This is a genomic window from Halopseudomonas sp. L-58 (genome assembly GCF_056859475.1).
This window is the reverse complement of sequence record NZ_JBSXON010000031.1, coordinates 1-18355: the sequence shown is the minus strand read 5'-3', so window position 1 is coordinate 18355 and position 18355 is coordinate 1. Positions and strand designations below refer to the sequence as shown.

The 18355-nt window shown below is 63.7% G+C and carries 15 protein-coding genes; 1 reads left to right on the top strand and 14 read right to left on the bottom strand.

Annotated features, from left to right (window positions below; translation table 11 throughout):
* The first annotated feature begins 63 nt into the window (after positions 1–63).
* A complete protein-coding gene (locus tag AC13EY_RS02290) occupies positions 64–1104 on the top strand; it encodes an NAD(P)H-dependent flavin oxidoreductase (RefSeq protein ID WP_335599288.1) in 1041 nt (346 codons plus the stop codon).
* Here the strand turns inward: AC13EY_RS02290 and AC13EY_RS02285 are convergent.
* The 14 genes from AC13EY_RS02285 to AC13EY_RS02220 form a co-directional block, all read right to left on the bottom strand.
* On the bottom strand, positions 1101–2240 hold the full coding sequence (locus tag AC13EY_RS02285) for a response regulator (RefSeq protein ID WP_335599289.1): 1140 nt from the start codon (positions 2238–2240) through the stop codon (positions 1101–1103). The genes AC13EY_RS02290 and AC13EY_RS02285 overlap by 4 nt on opposite strands.
* On the bottom strand, positions 2237–3865 hold the full coding sequence (locus tag AC13EY_RS02280; protein ID WP_335599290.1) for a diguanylate cyclase: 1629 nt from the start codon (positions 3863–3865) through the stop codon (positions 2237–2239). The genes AC13EY_RS02285 and AC13EY_RS02280 overlap by 4 nt, the downstream gene beginning before the upstream one ends.
* Entirely contained in the window at positions 3858–4247 is a 390-nt protein-coding gene (locus AC13EY_RS02275; RefSeq protein WP_335599291.1) for a response regulator, read from the bottom strand. The genes AC13EY_RS02280 and AC13EY_RS02275 overlap by 8 nt, the downstream gene beginning before the upstream one ends.
* A gap of 41 nt (positions 4248–4288) precedes the next feature.
* A complete protein-coding gene (locus AC13EY_RS02270; protein WP_332367351.1) occupies positions 4289–5917 on the bottom strand; it encodes an ATP-binding protein in 1629 nt (542 codons plus the stop codon).
* Positions 5918–5950: 33 nt separating this feature from the next.
* Positions 5951–10336, bottom strand: a complete 4386-nt coding sequence (locus AC13EY_RS02265; protein WP_482877112.1) for a PAS domain-containing protein — start codon at positions 10334–10336, stop codon at positions 5951–5953.
* A 122-nt stretch (positions 10337–10458) separates the two neighbouring features.
* Positions 10459–11232 carry an SDR family NAD(P)-dependent oxidoreductase gene (locus AC13EY_RS02260; RefSeq protein WP_482877110.1) on the bottom strand — a complete coding sequence of 258 codons (774 nt, stop codon included), beginning with the start codon at positions 11230–11232 and terminating at the stop codon, positions 10459–10461.
* 101 nt (positions 11233–11333) lie between these two features.
* Entirely contained in the window at positions 11334–12707 is a 1374-nt protein-coding gene (locus AC13EY_RS02255; protein WP_269688345.1) for an ATP-binding protein, read from the bottom strand.
* On the bottom strand, positions 12704–13366 hold the full coding sequence (locus AC13EY_RS02250; protein WP_233048616.1) for a response regulator: 663 nt from the start codon (positions 13364–13366) through the stop codon (positions 12704–12706). Before AC13EY_RS02250 ends, AC13EY_RS02255 begins: the two co-directional genes overlap by 4 nt.
* Positions 13367–13369: 3 nt before the next feature.
* Complete coding sequence (locus AC13EY_RS02245) at positions 13370–13999, bottom strand: tetratricopeptide repeat protein (RefSeq protein ID WP_233048617.1); 630 nt, start codon at positions 13997–13999, stop codon at positions 13370–13372.
* Between the two features lie 2 nt (positions 14000–14001).
* On the bottom strand, positions 14002–14808 hold the full coding sequence (locus tag AC13EY_RS02240; RefSeq protein ID WP_269688344.1) for an SDR family oxidoreductase: 807 nt from the start codon (positions 14806–14808) through the stop codon (positions 14002–14004).
* Positions 14792–15475: an iron-containing redox enzyme family protein gene (locus tag AC13EY_RS02235; protein WP_088277699.1), complete on the bottom strand. Its 684-nt coding sequence runs from the start codon at positions 15473–15475 to the stop codon at positions 14792–14794. The genes AC13EY_RS02240 and AC13EY_RS02235 overlap by 17 nt, the downstream gene beginning before the upstream one ends.
* Complete coding sequence (locus AC13EY_RS02230) at positions 15472–16932, bottom strand: AMP-binding protein (protein WP_482877106.1); 1461 nt, start codon at positions 16930–16932, stop codon at positions 15472–15474. Before AC13EY_RS02230 ends, AC13EY_RS02235 begins: the two co-directional genes overlap by 4 nt.
* Entirely contained in the window at positions 16919–17605 is a 687-nt protein-coding gene (locus AC13EY_RS02225; protein WP_269688342.1) for a thermostable hemolysin, read from the bottom strand. The genes AC13EY_RS02230 and AC13EY_RS02225 overlap by 14 nt, the downstream gene beginning before the upstream one ends.
* Positions 17606–18126: 521 nt before the next feature.
* Positions 18127–18355, bottom strand: a 229-nt coding sequence (locus tag AC13EY_RS02220; RefSeq protein WP_482877104.1) for an integrase core domain-containing protein, incomplete at its 5' end; no start/stop codon positions are given.

Sequence of the window (18355 nt, the reverse complement as noted above, 5' to 3'; positions counted from 1 at the left end):
AACTCGACCCCCCCGGCGTGCTATGGTTTGCGGCGCTACTCACCGCAAAATGGAGCACGCTGGATGACACTGACCGATCTGCTGGGAACCGAACTGCCGCTGATTCAGGCGCCGATGGCGGGTGTACAGAACAGCGCGCTGGCGCTGGCGGTGTGCCGCGCGGGCGGGTTGGGCTCGTTGCCCTGTGCCATGCTCGGTGCCGATGCGCTGCGCGCGGAACTGGAGGTGTTGCAGCGTGAGGCGGCAGGCCCCTGGAATCTGAATTTCTTCGCCCACCAGACACCGGCTGCTGATGAGGCCCGAGAGCAAGTCTGGCGCGCCGCACTGGCGCCCTACTACGCCGAGTTCGGGTTGGATATCGACAGCATTCAACCCGGTGCCGGTCGCCGCCCGTTCGATGCCGAAACCCTTGAGCTGATCAGCGCCTACCGTCCGCCGGTGGTGAGCTTTCACTTTGGCCTGCCTGAGCCGGCCATGATCGAGCGGATCAAGGGCTGGGGCGGCAAGGTGCTGTCCACCGCCACCACCGTAACCGAAGGCCTTTGGCTGCAGGCCAATGGTGCCGATGCGGTGATTGCCCAGGGGTTGGAAGCGGGTGGCCATCGCGGACATTTTCTGTCGACCGATGTGAGCCTGCAGATGGGCACGTTTGCGCTGTTGCCGCAGCTGGTGGCGGCGCTGGACATCCCGGTGATCGCCGCTGGTGGCATTGCCGACGCCAACGGTGTAGCCGCCGCCATGGCACTGGGCGCTTCCGGAGTGCAAATTGGCACCGCCTACCTGCTCTGCCCGGAGGCAACCACCAGCGCACTGCACCGGGCAGCACTGCAGAGTGAAGCGGCGCAGCACACGGCGTTGACCAACCTGTTCTCCGGCGGCGCCGCGCGGGGCATCGTCAATCGGGTGATGCGTGAACTGGGACCCATAAGTGATCTGCCGCCCCCCTTCCCGCTCGCCGGTACGGCGATCACGCCGCTGCGCACGGCGGCAGAGAAAGCCGGAAGCGGAGATTTTTCGCCGTTGTGGGCCGGGCAGAACGTAACCGGTTGCCGCGCCGAGCCCGCCGAAAGTCTGACCCGCGCTTTGATGGCGTTGGTGGGTTAGCTTACCTCGACCCGGTCGTGGCCGATCAACCTGAGCAATTGCTGCAGCTGGCTCGGGTCGGGCTTGGCGAAGCCGGTTTCCAGCGCCGCGATGCGCATCAGGATGCGATCCTTGCGCAGCCCGGTCTGGGGCAGCTGGAACAGCGAGCCCGTCAGTTCGCGCAGCAGGAATGGCAGTTGCTGCTGGGTCTTGATCTGGTTGCCGAAAGGCGCGGCGTAGTCGTTGATCATCTGCTTGATGGTGTCATCATCGGCCTGCTGGCCGTAGTTCAGGTAGTGCTGAATGGCGCAGATCACCGCCATTTCGCCAAGGCGGCAGAAGTTCACAGCGGTATCCAGCGGGCCGGCGGCGATCGACTGGTGTGCGCTCAGACGTTTCAGGGCCTGGGCGAGGGCTTCACGTTCGGCCATGAAGCCGGCGGCCAGACGTTGCAGCAGGGGATGCTCCAGTGCGATGCGGGCGCGTGAAAGCCGTCTGGCCAGGTCAGCGCAGGTATGGCTGCCAAGCCACTCATAGGCCTCACTCAGGCTGACACAGGCGCCCTCACGGCCGCGCAGCAGGCCTTCGCGGTTGGCACGATTGATACTGACCAGGGCCAGCAGCGGCTCGTTGCGTGCGAGTGTCAGGTAATCGGCCTGATTGGTTTGCTGCGGTAATACTGCAGCCTCCTGCTGACGCTCGGGGCTGGTCCAGGCCAGCCGAATCGGTTTCTTGAGACGCGCCTGAAGGAAGCCGTCCAGATCACCGATATTGCCCGCTGCGGCGCTTCCTTCCTGATCCCGCTGCAGCAACCTAGCCAGTCGCCTGCGCAGGTCATCGAGCTTGAACGGCTTGGCGATCAAATCGGCAATGCCGGCGGCGCGGGCATCGAGCACCAGCTGACGGTCGATGCTGGCGGTGACCAGCACGCGCAGACTGCGTGGGGCACGGCGTGCGACCTCTCGGGCCAGATCCAGGCCACTGCGGTCACTGAGCTGCAGATCGGTGATCAGCAGATCAACGCGGTCGCTGCGCAGGTGGTTGATGGCGCTGACAGCACTATCAAACAGGTGTGTTTCGATGCCGCCCAGATCGCGAAGGACGGAACGCAACAGTTCCGCAATCCAGGGGTCTTGCTCGACGATAATTGCTTTCAATGGTTACCAGCCCCAGCTTTGCAGATACGATCGCGACCCGATTCCTTGGCGTCATAGAGTGCGCGGTCGGCGTCATCCAGCAGGGCGTTGCTGTTCCAGTCCGGTGCCATGCAGCTGCTGATGCCGGCACTGAAGGTGCAGTTGAACGGTTTGCCCTGTGCCGAACTGAACTGCACCGCGCTGAAGGCCTGACGAATGCTGTCGAGTATGCTGAAGGCGTCGTCCTCACTGCAGCCGGGCAGCACGGCAACAAACTCCTCGCCGCCATAGCGGCCCAGCCGATCGATCTTGCGCAGGCGCTGGCGCAGCAGGTTGGACAGGGCGCGGATCACGCTGTCGCCGCTGGCATGGCCGTACCGGTCATTGACCGACTTGAAACGATCAATGTCGATCATGGCGACGGTCAACGGGGAGCGGGTGCGCAGCGCCCGCTCGGCTTCGATTTCAACCTGTTCCTTGATGTCGGCGTGTTTCAGCAGGCCGGTCAGGCTGTCACGAGCCAGTGCTTCACTGACCATGCGAGCGCGCTGTGCGCGGGCATAGACGGTCGTCAGCAGTGCGCTGTCACTGATCGGCTTGGTAATGAAGTCGTCTCCGGCCTTGAGCAGGGCCGACATCTGCCGCTCGGCATTGACCTCGGCCGACAGGTAAACGATGGGGACACGCAGCCAGTCGTCGTTCAGGCGGATCACCTGTGCCAGTTCCGGACCGCTGTACTGCGGCATGCTGAGGTCCATCAGCACCACTTCAGGGCTGAACTCTGTCATCTTGTCCAGCAACTGGTGCGGATCGCTCAGGGTGTCGACCATCATGCCCGCGCTGCTCAGCACCAGGGCGTAGCGAGCGCTCAACTCGGTATCGTCATCAATGATCAGCACCCGGAACGGGCCGCCCTGAAGCGTGTTGAAGCAGCGTTCCAGGCGGCTCTCAAGCATCGGCAGATCAACCGGTTTGGTGAAAAAACCGATGGCGCCAACACGCACAGCATGCAAGCGACCGGTGAAATTGTCCTGTGAACTGATGACCAGCAGCGGCGGTGATTGGGCATCACGCTGGCGAAAAATCGGGTCCTGCAGCAGTGTGCTGCCAGGCGGGCTGGTGTCGACAATCATGGCGTCGATATGATCGGCTTGATGCAGGGTCGTCGGATTGTCGAAGCAACTCGTCTGGTAGCCGAAGCTGCCCAGGGTACGCTGTAACTGCTCGCGCATTTGGTCGTCCGCCACCAGCAGGCCAATATGCCGCTGATCACCCTCATCGGTCGTCGGCGTGTCGAGGAGCTGGTGCTCGGCTCTGGTATCGGGGGTATGCTCCAGCAGCTGATTCAGGTGATGCGTTGCCTCTGCCAGGCTATTCAGCACGGCACTGGAGCGGCGCTGCGCATCCAGCTCGGTCTGGGCGCTTTGTTCCAGCTCTCGACAACGTTCACCCAGGGCAGCGTAGCCAAAGGTGCCGGCTGACCCGGCCAGCTTGTGCAGGCGATCACGCAGATCCTGCAATGCGTTTGGGGTATTTTGCAGCTGATCGGCAAGGTGGTTCAGCTCATCCAGTTCGTCGTGCAGACGTTGGCGAAAACGCTCTTCCAGAGCGGCCAGCTGGGCGACGAGCTGTTGTGATTCATGCATGCTTGTGTTCCCAAATCTCGCGGATCTGATCTGACAGGGTCATAGGGTCGAACGGTTTGATGATGACGCCGGCGGCACCCAGGTCTCGGTAGGCAGCCACCTCCTGGGTCTGCGCCTTGGCCGTCATGAATACGATCGGCACGCCCTGCATGCAGGATAGCTTGCGCAGTTCGGTCAGGGTCTGCGGGCCGTCCATCCCCGGCATCATGACGTCCAGCAGGACCAGCTGGGGGCTGAAGTCATCGACGGTGGCAAGGCCGTCGGCACCGGAGTCGCAGCTGCGTACCTCAAAGCCGCCCACCACCTCCAGTGCGACCCGGGCAACTTCCTGAATCGAAGGATCATCCTCGATGTGCATTATGCGTTTCAGTACTACCGTCATACTATTGTGCATCCTGTGTCTTGGTACTGCCTTGATCGATGTCAAGGTGGTGGCACATCGCCTTGATTTTGTCGATTGTCTGACACCGCTAGCGGTAAGGTAAACCAGAAACAGGAGCCCCTGTCGACTTCCGATTGCACGCCTACCTGACCGCCCATGCGTTCAATCAGCTCCTTGCAGATAGCCAGCCCAAGCCCGGTACCGCCGCGCCGACGCTTGTCGGTTGTGTCGATTTGACTGAATTTCGTGAACAGCAGCGGTTGCTGTTCGGCTGCGATACCTATGCCCTGATCAACGACACTGACCGTGACCGAGTCACCCTTCAGGTGCCACTCTATGCGGATTGAGCCGCCCGAGTGCGAGAACTTGGCGGCGTTCGACAGGTAATTGGTCAGCACCTGTTGCAGGCGGCGCTGATCGGCGATGATGGCCATGTCGGCCAGCCCGTCGGGGATATACCAGTGCACCTGAAAGCGTTCCGCGTAGGGGCGGTTGCTCTCCATTGCCTGAACAACAGCGGCGCGCAGATCCTGGGGTTCAAGCTGCAGCGCTACCTTGCCGGCCTCAAGTTTTTCCATGTCGAGCAGGTCGTTTATCAGCTCATTGAGTCGCTGGCTGTTTTCCCGGGCAATACCAAGCAATCGTGCACCTGCGGCGGAGCTGGGATCGGTTGTGCCGCTGTGCAGCAGGCCAAGGGCGCCAGTGATGGCGGTCAGCGGGGTGCGCAGCTCATGGCTGACAGTCGCCAGGAAGTGGCTTTTCATGTTGCTCGCGTGACGGATTTCGGAAATGTCGTGCATGACCACGATGGCGGCGCCCGGACCGCCCTGTTCGGGATACAGCAGGCCACCACTGCAGAGCACGTGGCGCAGCGGCTGATCGGCACAGGCGATGCAGATTTCAACGTTCTCGACCGGTTTGCCCTGCCAGGCGCGCACCAGCGGTATATCGTCCGTGGTCAGCGGCGTCCGGCCGTCGGCAGCGTAGAGATCGTAGGAGCGTGCCCATTCCTCCGGTGGCAGGTTGAGCATGTTGGTACCATGCCATTGCTGGGCGGTGCTATTGAACAGGGTCAGAGTGCCGTCGTCCGCGCAGGCAACAACGCCGGCCTTGAGTGAGTCGAGGAGCCGCCGGTTCAGCGCCTGCTGGTGTACCAGCTCATGCGCCTCTTCTAGGCTGGTCAGCAGGGTGTGGCGCAGTTGCAGCTGGTATTCGACCAGTCTGGTCAGCCGTTGCAGGGTGTCACGCTGCTGGTCGTTGAGGGTGCGTGGCCGCTGATCGATGACGCAGAGGGTGCCGAGCAGAGCGCCCTGCGGGCTCGCAATCGGCATGCCTGCGTAAAAGCGAATGCCCGGGTCACCGGTAACCAGCGGGTTATCCGCAAAGCGTGGATCGCGGGTGGCATCAGGCACTTCCATCAACGTCGGTTGGCGGATCGCGTGGGCACAGAAGGCCATTTCCTTCGGTGTTTCGCTGGTGTTCAGACCGACCCGGCTCTTGAACCATTGGCGCTGGCTATCAATCAGCGAGATCAGTGCGATCGGAGTGTCCAGCCAGCGTGCAGCCAGCGCCGTCAGGTCGTCGAAGGCCTGCTCGCTGGGGGTATCCATGATTTGCAGCGCTGCCAGTGCGGCCAGACGCTGCTGCTCGTTGCTGTCGCTATTGTTCACGCTGGCTCCGCCAGATTAACTTCATGTGTCAGTCTAGACAGTTTCCCGGTATGCATTGGGGTTCTTGCATGGCAGCCGAACCCAGAATCGTGAGCCCACCCCTTCACTGGATTCAAAACCCACTTCGCCCGCCATGCGGCGGGCCAGTTCGCGGGTAATGGCCAGACCAAGCCCCGATCCGGTGCGACTGCGGGTGCTGGTGCTGTCGACCTGAAAGAACTTGTCGAAGATGCGTGCGTGCTCCTTCGATGGAATGCCGATACCCTCGTCGCGCACGCTGATCTCTACCAGGTCGCCAAGGTGTTGGGCACCGAGCCAGATGCGTCCCTGCGGGCGCGAGAACTTGGCTGCATTGGACAGCAGGTTGGCCAGTATCTGACCAAACCGCTGGCGATCAACGCTGACTACCACGTCGTCTATCGGATCCAGTAACTGCGTTACCTGGAATTGGTCGGCATAGCTCTGATTGAGCTCCAGCGCCTGTTCGAGCAAGGGGCGCAGGGGCTGATCCTGCAGCTGGATCTGCAACTGGCCGGCGGTCAGCTTGTCCATATCGAGCAGGTCATTGATCAGGCTGTGCAGGTTTTCGCTGTTTTGCACCGCGATACCGAGCAGCCGACGCATGTTTTCGGGGATGGTACCGAGCGCGCCGCCATGGATAAGCTTCAGAGCGCCACTGATGGCGGTCAGCGGGGTGCGCAGCTCATGGCTGACCGTGGAGACAAACTGTGCCTTCATCTGCTCGATCCGAATTTGCTCGGTGACATCCCAGATGAATCCGTCAAAGCCGATCAGACTGTCGTCGGCAGCAAATTCGGCACGGCCTTTTTCGCGTACCTGTACGATCTGCCCGTTGGCATGAATCAGGCGATAGGTGAGCTCGAAGGTCGGCTCGCTGCGTGTGCCCTGTATGCGTTCTCGCAGAGCCGAAAGGTCATCAGGGTGGACGATGCTGGCATAGCTGCGGAGCCGGTTATCGACCAGATCAACAGCCGGATAGCCAGTAATGTGTTCTATCTCGTTACTCAGGTAGGACATGCTCAACTGGTGGTCCGGGCGACGCCGATACACCGCGCCGGGCAGGTTGCTGACCATGCTGCGGAAGCGCGACTCGCTCTGTTGCAAGGCGCGCGTGGCTTCGGCCAGGTCGGTAATATCGGTGGCCATGCCAAGATAGCCGACGGCCTCGCCGTGCTCGTCGGCGATGCGGGTGACCGTCAGATTGACCTGCCGCTCCTGACCATCCTTGCGCCGATAGGTCCAGGAGCGGGTTTCCGAGCCGCCTTGCCGTGCTTCGTGGAGAAATACCTCCAGACCATCTATCGGCTTGCCGTAGTGGGCACTGAGCTCCTGGCTGCGCTGTTCTATTTCGCTGGATAGGTGGAAACAGATGGGCGTTTGCTGACCGACCATTTCCTCAGCCCGGTAACCCAGCAACTTTTCAGCACCGGTGTTGAACAGGGTGATGCTGCCCCGGGTGTTGACGACAATGACAGCCACCTCGGTTGAGGCCTTGATCACGGCGCTCAGGAAGGCACGGGCTTCGCGCACCTCCTCGGCAGCCGCCATCTCCTGACTGATATCGGTGTGAATGCCGCTCATCCAAAGTGCCCGGCCGCTGGCATCCCGGCGCGAGACCTGGCCGTGGCTCTGGATCCACACCCAGTGGCCATCCTGATGGCGGGCACGGCAGACATAGCGAAGATGGTCGGTCTCGCCGCGCAGGTGGGCCAGCAGTTGCGCACGAGCGCTTTCCCGGTCGTCCGGATGAATCAGTTCTGACCAGCTGGCCGCCGGAGTCGACCGGGGCTTATCTGCCGGAAGGCCCAGCATCTGCAGCCAGCGCGGGTTGACCTCGAGCTGTCCCGCGCTCATGTCCCATTCCCAGCTGCCGACGCCGGTGGCGTCGATGATACGTGCCAGCCTTTGCTGTTCACTGGCCAGGTGCTGCTCGATGTGCTTGCGCGTGGTGATATCGGCAATGAAGCCATGCCAGACGATGTCGCCGTTAGCCAGTGGCTCCGGACTTGCGTAGCCTGCGACCCAGATCTCGCCCAGCCGCGGATGGCGAACGCGGTATTCCGAGCGCCACTCGGTGAGCTGGCGGGCGGATTCGCCGATTTCGGCCAAGATCCGGTCGTGGTCGTCCGGGTGGATCAGCTCAATGGCCGGTTTGGCGTCGATCCCGGCTTGTTCCGGTGTCAGGTCATAGATACTGCCGATGCCCTCGCTGCTGAAGGGAAACCAGCTGTGTCCGTCGCTGCTCAGCTGGTACTGGTAGACCATGCCGGGCAGGTGCTGATTGAGTTTGGCGAAGCGCTGCAGCAGCGCTTCGCGGGCCTGCTGCTCGGCCTGCTGCTCGAGCAGGCCGCTGCACCAGCGGGCGCAGAGCCGCATGAAATCGAGGTCGACCTCATCGAACGGTCGTGCCCGCGGTGCCGAGGCGGAAAAGTTCAGCGTGCCGTAACGGCGGTTGCCAACGATCAGCGCAACGCCGATGTAGCACTCCAGGGCAAAGGTCCGGTAGCAGGGGTGTCCGTTGAAGCGCGAGTTACCCATGCTGTCGATTACCATGACATCGTCGTGCTGATAGGTCAGGTTGCAGTAGGTTTGTTCGAAGTCGAAACAGGCTCCGCTCTCCGGACTGTTCTCGCCGCTGCTGGCAGCGATTACTTCATAGGTACTGCCGCTGATCCGGCTGACCAGCCCCAGGTCCAGCTGCAGGTAATCACAGCCCAGGTCGAGCAGTCGTTTCAGGCGCTCCTGATGAGACAGGCCAAAGTCCGCCGCGATGCGATTGAGCGAGCCCAGCGCCAGCCGCTGGCGCTCCAGGCGTTCCTGCAGGGCTGTGTGCTCCTCACGCTGGCGCATTGCATTAAGCAGCTGGCCCAGGCTGGTTTGCAGCGGTGCCAGAAATGTCAGCAGCGCCGGTCCGGCCTCATCCGGCCCATGAGACAGGGCCAGCATGCCCATCAGCCGCCCGCCAAAAAGCAGCGGGAGGAGCGCGGCGCCGTGCAGCTCAGGGTTGTCGCTGGCGATAAGTCTGGCTTGCTGGTCGCTGCTGGACGCATTCATGGCGTCAACCAGAGTACGCGGGGCCGGTTCGGGATGCGGCCGGGTATCAATGCTGCTTTGTAGCTGCAGTGTCTGGGTACCGTCCGGTTCGAGCCGGGACTGGCTGAGCAAACCGACCTGATAGCCGGTCAACGCCAGTATCTGTTCCAGCACCTCGTGCAGGCTGACCTGCATCCGGTTCTGCTGGATGTAGGCCGACTGGGTGCGGGCAATGATTTCCAGCAGGCGGCGATTGTGCTCCCGCTTCTGGCTTTCCTCGCGTATGGCATCGGCGTGGCGCAGCACCTGGCGGCGTGCCGCCCGGTAACTGCTTAACTGCAGCAGGCTGAACAGGGCGCAGGCTGCAACCAGCGCCAGCAGCCATTTACCTGCCAGCTGCCGCTGTTCACGCAGATGCGCCGCTGCCTGGGTGCTGATATCGCGCCAGAGCACCAGAGCGGTTGGTGCAGGGGTGTCAGCCGGCTGTTCATCGGCCACGGCTTCCAGTGGCAGCAGGCTCAGCAGCCAGGTGCCGTCACTGTTGCTGTAAAGCCGTTCCGGCGTTCGCTGGTCGAGGGTACCGAGAGCGTCGCTTACGCCGGGCGGCATTGCTGCACCGTGTTTTTCTACCTGCAGCCAGCGGCCTTGCCCCAGCAGCGGCATAGAGTGCTTGAGTGATCCAGCAGGGACGCTGTCGGCTTCGAGCAGCAGAGACAGACCTTCGGACCTATCGATAGGTCCGTCGACAAGTGCCGGGAAGCTAACCTGCAAGGTGGCAATCAGCGGACTGTCGGGGCGGTTGTCTGCGAGCAGCGGGGCAACGGCGCTCTCGCTGGCATTGTCGTAATGGAGCGTCAGTCCGCTGCGGATCACGGGGTCGTCTATCACCAGCTGATTTAGCGGATTGCCCTCGTCGTGCTGATCGCCCCAGACATCCCGCTCCCGCATGCGCAGCAGGGTGCTACGGTCTTCGATCAGGTTGACCTGTAATTCTTCAGCTCCGGCCTGGCGCAGTAGCTGCCAGAAACCGTCGAGGTCTTCTGCCAGCTGGGCGCGCAGGCGCAGCACCTCCGGATGGGCCCGGCCGTGCTCCCTGATCAGGGTATTGATGCGCCGGATCAGCCGCAGAACGTCAGGGTCCTGGCTGAGGCTGTAGACCGCGATCCGGGCTTCGCCGCGCATGGCTTGTCGGGCCTGTTCGAGGACGGACAGGTCGCGGCGAGCTTCATTGAACAGCTGCTCGCGCCACTGGGCGTTGCGTTGCTGAGAGGCGGCGACCGCCAGAAACAGGAATAGCAGGGCCAGCAGTACAATGCCGAGCGGCAGGGCGATGCGTCCGTTGCGGAAAGTGGGCAGCGTGGCCATGGGAGATTCCAGTGCGTTGTCAGCCCAGAAGATAGCGGTTTGCCGACCGCGCTGCCAGCGTCGCGCGCGCTCTGTGCCGGCACTTGTCAGGTGCCGGCAACGGGTACTGACGCGATCGCGGCTTACAGGCTGTTGTTCACATGACCACCATCGACGTTGATGATGGTGCCGGTCATGAACGAACCGGCCTCGCTGGCGAGCAGCAGCAGCGGGCCATCGAGTTCGTCGAGCTGGCCCAGGCGGCCCATCGGGACCTTGCTGCGCACGTAGGTCTGGCCATGCTCGGTGTCAAAGTAGTCGGAATTCATTTCGGTGCGGAAGTAGCCGGGGGCAATGGCGTTGACGCGGATACCGTTCTTGGCCAGTTCCATCGCCATGGCCTTGGTCAGCTGCACCACACCGGCCTTGGCGACCGCGTAGTGGGCCAGTGCCTTGCCAACCCGCAGGCCGAGGATCGAGGCAATGTTGATCACACTGCCACCCTGGCCGCTGCCGGCCATCGCCTTGCAGCCGCGATGGGCGACGCGCCAGGCGCCGTCGAGGTTGGTGTCGAGCATGCTGCGCCAGTTACCTTCGTCCATGTCCAGGAAGGGCACCGGATCGCCAATGCCGGCGTTGTTGACCAGAATGTCGCACACGCCGAAGGCGTACTCGGCGGCACTGAAGCCGGCGTCGACGCTGTCGGCGTCGGTTACGTCCATGGTGACCGCCATTGCCTCAAAGCCCTGCTGCTTGAGCTCGTCCACCAGCGCGGACAGACGATCGGCGCGGCGGGCGGCCAGCACCACGCGCGCGCCGGCAGCGGCCAGTACGCGGGCGAAGTGGGCGCCGAGGCCGCTGGAGGCGCCGGTAATCAGGGCAGTCTTGCCGGTCAGGTCGAAGCGCGAGGTGGTCATGGGTCGGATCTCCTGTTGTTATTGGGCATCTTGAACGCGCCCGAGTATCGGCCAACTTACCCCCTGATACCAGCGCAGGCTGCCCGGGTGATGACGCACGATCAGCCGGACACGGGTGTGCCGAGCGGGAAGCTGGCCTGCACCAGCAGGCCGCCGAGTGGACTGTCACCGAGCAACAGGCTGCCCTGGTGGCGCTCAATGATGCGTTGCACAATGGACAGACCCAGCCCCGCACCCTGGCTGTTGCCCTGGGTGTGAAAGCGTTCCAGCAGGCGCTCGCGGTCGGCGGGCGCCACGCCACTGCCGCTGTCTTCGACCCGCAGCACCAATTGGTCGGCCTGCTGCTGTAGGCTGATCAGAATCCGCCCGCCATCGGGGGTGTGCTGGATGGCATTGCCGACCAGATTTTGCAGCAACATGCCGAGGCTGCCGGGCTCCATCTCCACCTGTTCCGGCAAGCTGCCGTCGCTGACCAGCTCCAGTTCCTGATCTCGCCGCAGAGCCAGCGGCAGCAGTTCGGCAACGGCGTCTCGGCAGCTTTGCAGCAGGGCGACGGGCACCCGCTGGCGCTGCTGGTCGTCTGCCAGCCGGGCCAAGGTCAGCATTTGCGAGATCAGTCGGGTGGCGCGCTCCACGCCCCGGCGAAGGTGCTGCAGGGCCTGGTCACGCTCGGCCGGCTCGTTGGCCTGCATGGCGTTTTCGGCGTGGATTTTCAGCACCGCCAGCGGCGTGCGCAGTTCATGCGCCGCGTCGGCAATAAAGCGCTGTTCGCGGGCCAGCAACTGGTGCAATTGCTCGAGCATGCGATTGAGCGCGGCCTGCACCGGTTCCAGCTCCTGCGGTAGATCGCTGAGTACGATCGGCTGCAGACTGTTGGGCTCGCGCAGGCGGATCAGGCGGGCCAGCTCGTCCAGCGGTTTCAAGCCCGAGCCGATGGCAAACCAGACCAGCAGTACCAGCAGCGGGATACCCAGCAGATCGGGTACCAGTGTCCCGCGCACGATCTTGTCGACCAGCTCGCCACGTACGTCGCTGCGCTCGCCGACCCAAACCGCCAGACCGCTGTCGGGTGACTCCAGTACATAGCTGCGCCACTGGTGCTGCGCTTGCTGCAGATCGGCAAAACCCGGCTGCCAGTCGGCGGCGGTCAGCGGCGGCACATTGAAGGAGCGGGCAATGACCCGGCCCTCGGCGTTACGCACCTGGAAGGCCAGCTTGCTTTCATAGCGGTGTCCGAGTTTGGGGTGCTCGCCGCTGGTTTCCAGCAGCGCCTGGGCCAGTTGTTCGGTCGGAATCTGACCCTGCGAGGCACCGAGCAGGCCGATCAGCACCCGTGCGCTCTGGCCCAGCTGAGCGTCGAACAGCTCTTCTACCTCGTGGGTGGAGTCGTGGTGGCTGGCCCAACCCATGATCAGGGTGCTGACCAGCAGCAGCCCCAGCACCCGCACCAGGATGCGCTTGCGGATGGATTTCATGCGTCGCGCTCGATCATGTAGCCGACCCCGCGCAAGGTGCGGATCAGGCCGCTGAACAGCTTGCGCCGCAGGTGGTGGATATGGACTTCCAGGGTGTTGCTGTCGACTTCCTCATTCCAGCCGTAGAGCGCCTGCTCCAGCCGATCACGGGTCAGCACCCGGTCCGGCTGAGCCATCAGTTCGTGCAGCAGGATGAACTCCTTGCGCGACAGATTGACGTTGCGGCCTTCGAAGCTGACCTGCTGGCTTTGCGGGTCGAGGGTGACGCCGCGCAGCTGGATCAACGGCTCGGCGCGCCCGGCGCTGCGCCGCAGCAGGGCGCGGATGCGGGCCTTCAGTTCGGCGCTGTCGAACGGCTTGATCAGGTAATCGTCGGCGCCGGCATCGAGCCCGGCGATGCGGTCTTGCACGCCGTCGCGTGCGGTCAGCACCAGTACCGGCACGGCCTGATGTCGGTCGCGCAAGGCGCGCAGCACCTGCAGACCGTCCATCCGCGGCAGGCCCAGATCCAGAATGGCCAGATCAAAGGGCTCGCTGCTCAGCGCGTGCAGTGCGCTGGCGCCGTCCTGCAGCCAGTCGAGTGTATAACCCTCGCCCTTGAGCGAGGTGAGAATGCCCTCGGCGAGGGAGCTATCGTCTTCAACCAGCAGCAGTCGCATGGGTTACCTGTTGGCGATTTTATCCAGTCGGGCGCGGATCTCGGCCTGGCGGCCCTGATCGGCCAGCGGGCGGTCCGGGCGCGGGGCAGCAGCCTGGGCCTTGAGCAGCGCGGCGCGGGCTTCAGCATAGCGTTTCTGGTCGATCAGGTAATCGCCCCAGAAGTAATTGCTGTCGATGCCGTCCGGGTTCAGTGCCAGTGCCTGCTTCAGCAGCGCTTCGGCCTGCTCGTCATCGCCAAAGCCGATTGGCCAGCCCGGAACCTGGTAGTAGAGCGCGCCCAGACTGGTGTAGGCCGAGCCCTGCAGGGCCTGCGGGTCAACCTGCAGGGCGTGCTCGAACAGGCTTTTGGCCTCCTTGACCTTGCCCAGTGCGCCCAGGCCGCCGTCGGCGCCAGCCCAGCTGCTGAGAATGATGCCGCGCCAGATCAGTAGCGGGGCGTCATCGGGTTCCTGTGCCAGCGCCTGCCCGGCTTCGGCGGCCAGGGCTTCGAAGGCGTCCGCCTTCTGGTCTTCCGGCAGCTGGTACTGAATTTCCGCCCAGCGTTGCTGCAGCGGAGCGATATCGGCGGCAAGGATGTTCAGGCTGAAGCCGGCCAGCAGGCCGGCAACGAGATAACGAATCCAGATGGACATGATCAGTGCTCCCTGGTGTGGGTTGAGGGGGTGGCGTAGTGCTGGATGGTTGGCAGTTGGCGACGCAGGGCCTTGTCTACCAGCCGCGGCAGAATCCCGTTCAGGCGCACGAACAGGCGCTCGGGAAAGCCCAGATGCACCTCGCGCAGATCGGCGTCCAGCGCCTGAACCAATCGCTCGGCGACCAGCTCGGGGCTGTCCATGTTGACCTGCAGTTCGGCGTTCATGGCTTCTACCGCGGCATTGTTCATCTCGGTGCGGGTCGCCCGCGGCGCGAGGTAAAGAACGCCGACATTGGTATCGGCCAGCTCGCGGCGCAGTGCTTCGGAGAAGCCGCGCAGGGCGAACTTGGTCGCGCAGTAGACGCTGAAGCCGGGGTAACCGATCGAGCCGAAGGTCGAGCCGATGTTGACCACACAGCTCTGCGGCTGGCTGCGCAGCAGCGGCAGCATGGCGTGGGTGAGCTGCAGGGTGGCTGTCAGGTTGGTCTCGATCAGATCATTGATGGCCTGCTCCTGCATGTTCTCGAACAGGCCGAAGTGGTTGATGCCGGCGGCGTTGATCAGCAGGTTGATGTCTCCCATCTGCTGCGCCTGGCGCAGCACGCTGGCGCGGTCGGCCGGTTGACGCAAATCGGCCTGCAGACAGCTGACCTGGGACGGATTGCGCTCCACCAGGGCCTGCAGGGCCTTGTCTTGTCGGCCGACCACCAGCACCTGCGCCCCGCGCGCGCAGAGCGCGGCTACGATGGCGCGGCCCATGCCGCCGGTGGCGCCGGTCAGCAGTACACGACTAGCCGACAGCTGCATGGCGCACCTCCTCCTCGACCGAGCCCGGCAGGCTGCGGAACATGTCGGCATAGAGCCGGTAGATCACCTTGGCGGTGTGCAGCACGGCGGTGCGGTCTGCATCGTTGTCGATGCGGTTGACCAGTTGCTCGAAGAACTTCATGTGCTCCAGATCCAGAGAGCCGTGCGAGGTCAGGTAGCTGAATGCCTGCGGCGGCAGGCCCAGGCCTTCCTTGAGGCTGCCGGCGGCCTGGGTGGCCAGCGCGATGCTGGTGCCTTCGAGCACGAACACCATGCCCAGCATGGACATCGGATTGAGCCGGTTGATGCGGTCGTACATGGTGCTGACCATCAGTTCGGTGGCCAGTGCCGGGGTGCTGTGGCGGACCGCCTCGGCGTCGCCACCGCAGGCGCGGATGTCGTTGAGAATCCACTCCTGATGGCCGATTTCCTCCTCGATGTACTCGGCCATGGCCTCGCGCACCCATTCGTGGTCGCTGTCCAGCCGGGCACCGCAGGCCATCAGCAGCGGCACGGTGTGACGCACGTGATGGAAGGCCTGGGCCAGAAACGCGATGTAGCTGTGGCGTTGTACCTCGCCGCGCAGGGCGGCCTGGATCAGCGGTGAGCTGAACAGGTATTCGCGTTCGTTTACGGTTTCGCTTTGCAGTTGTTCAAAGAAAGTCATAGTGCAATGTCCTCGGTCAGCAGGCCCAGCAGGGCCGGACGGTAGTGTTCAATGATCTGCTCACGGCGCAGGCGCCCATTGCTGGTCAGCAGGCCGTTGTCTGGGGTGAAGGGTTTGCTGGCGGTCAACCAGGGGCCGATGCGGGCGTAGTCGGGCAGGCGACTGTTGGCCTGGGCGATCGCCTCTTCGATGTCGGTTACGCGGAAGGCCGGGCTGCGCGGCACGATCAGTGCGACGTTGACCGGCAGGGCTTCGCCGTACACCAGCACCTGGGCAATCGCCGGATGGGCGGCGACCTCGGCCTCGACCCATTCGGGATTGACGTTGCGGCCATAGGCGGTGATGAACTGGTTCTTCTTGCGGCCGAGAATGCTCAGGTAGCCATCCTCCAGCTTGCCGATATCACCGGTCGGCCACTCGTCGGCGGTCAGCGGCGGCTCGCCGAGATAGCCCAGCGCGCGGGCACCGCGGACCATGATCTCGCCGTCATCGGCAAGGCGAATCTGTACATGCGGCAGCGGCTGGCCGACGGTGCCCGGGCGGTTGTAGCCCGGGCGATTGAGGCAGACCACCGACGCGCATTCGGACAGGCCGTAGCCCTCGAACACCGGCAAACCGTGTCTGGCTGCCCGCTCCAGCAATGACGGTGCAACCCGGCCGCCGCCGACCGCGATAAAGCGCAGGCTGCGCGGCAGTGGCGCACCGGCGTCGGCAGCCTGCAGCAGACCCTGCAGCAGCTGCGGCACCAGAATCAGACTGTGCGGCTGGCTCTGGTTGAGCACCGTCAGCAGCCGGGCCGGATTGATCTGCGCGCCCTGCAGGCCGGTTTCGGTCGGCACGCTGATGCTGGCGCCGTTGAGCAGCGCGGTGATGGCGCCCAGATTATCCAGCAGCACGGCCAGCGGCAGCAGAATCAGGTGCTGCTGCGGATCAACCGGCGAGCAGGCCTCACGCAGGCTGTCGGCGACCTGCAGCATGGCTTCGGCAGACAGGCAGACGCCCTTGGGCGTGCCGGTGGTGCCGGAGGTAAAGGTGATCTTGGCGGTGCCGGCCGGGATGCCGACGCCCATCGGTGCCCGTTGCCAGCCCAGCGACGTGGCGGCAAAGCCCTGTGCCAGCAGCTCTGCGCTGTCGTCGGCCATGCCCAGCACGGTGTCGACGCCGGCGCTGCGCAGCAGGTGTTCGCGCTGCTGTCGGGTAAAGAACGGCGCAATCGGCACGCAGATCAGGCCGGCCTTGAGAATCGCCAGATCCCACAACAGCCACTCGCGACCGTTGGGCAGGGCCAGCGCCACGCAGCGGCAGCCGACCGCGCGCAGGTGCTCGGCCCGGCGCTGGATCTCGGCCGGCAAATCGGCGTAGCTGATGCTGCCCTGCTCGTCGCTCAGCGCAGATTTGTTGGGGCGCTCGGCAGCGTGGCGTTCAAGGCTGTGCCAGAGCGTCTCAGGCGCAATCATGGGCAATCTCCGGGCCGGTTTGCAGGTAATCGGGTTGATAGCGCATGCGCTCGAACAGGCCGCGGCGCTGCAGCTGGTTGAAGCCTTCGGGGATATAGCCGGCCATTACCCGGGGGCGGGTGGCGTAGTAGCTGCCCCACTCCAGGCGGGCTTCCCCCAGGCGCAGCGGGTCGGCCGGGCCCAGATCAACCGGGCTCAGGGTCAGGCGCTGGAAGCTGTTGAGCAGCATCGGTGTGCCGGTGAAGACCACCCAGGTGTACCCGCTGGTCGCCAGGTAGTGGGTCAGCGCGATGATCAGCAGGCGCCCTGCTCCGGGAGCCAGTGCGGCCAGATTGCCGACTTCCACCACCTGCTCGCGGTTTACCGGCAGGTCGGTGTGCTGACGAATGGCCTCGCACACCGGCTGATCCAGATAGTGTTCGAGAAACAGCGGGCCACTGGCGCCGCCGCGGATACCCACACCGGCCTGCAGCGTGCCCTGCTGGCAAAGGCCGAGCAGCTCCGGCATGAACTGGCGGACATTGGCGCCGTAGGTGTCGGCAAAACAATCGTGAACAAAGCTCTCCAGCCGCGACCGCAGCGTGCAGTCTGGGTGCTGGGGAGCGTGCAGCAGGGCGGCGTCATCGCCCAGGCGGGCGAGTTGTCGAGCCTGTGGAACCGGGGTCTGTGACATGGCCTTCCTCCTCATGTTGGGGAGGAGAATGGCGGGTGAATCTTAAGATCGGCTTAAGCGAATATTTTGCTGCGTGTTTTTGTTGGTGGAACGGCTGAACGGTTTGCTTGTTACGGGAGGGCCGAGTTCCAACTCGGCCAAGGTGTTGCACCGTGGCTTGCGGGTCGAGCGGGAGCTCGACCTTCCCGGTGGCTTTTGCTCTGCATTTTGCGATTTATATAGTTCGCTTTTCGCCTTCCTTGTGAGCCAAGGGGAGCTACTTGCCCAGCCAGACGTGAAGCGTGCACGGACCAACTCCCCGTTTACGCGGGCGAGTAGCGCAGATTTATCGGGAAAAAGGACCGCAGCATGTCTGAGGGGCGCAGCCCCGAGTTCTGCGGTTCCCCGATAAATCGAGCAACGCAGCGAACCCGAAGGGCCGCGTAGCCGGGTGCCCCGGGGGATCGCTAAGGGGGGCTGGGCAATCAGCCCCCCTTGGCTCGCCGGGAAAGGCGAAATACTCGGGTAGCGGCCTGTAGTGGTCAACAATTTCCGGACAGTGATTTAAGTTTTTCTTCTACAACAGCCGGCGGCACGAGGCCGTTGTGCTGATGTGGTCTTGTCCAGTTGTAGCATTGCATTAGGTAGCGACCTATATCCTGCTCAGCCAGTGCAGCGGTCATGTAGCCTACCGTCGGAACCCACTCCGTTTTCAGGCTACGGAACAGGCGCTCCATCGGTGCATTATCCCAACAGTTTCCGCGCCGACTC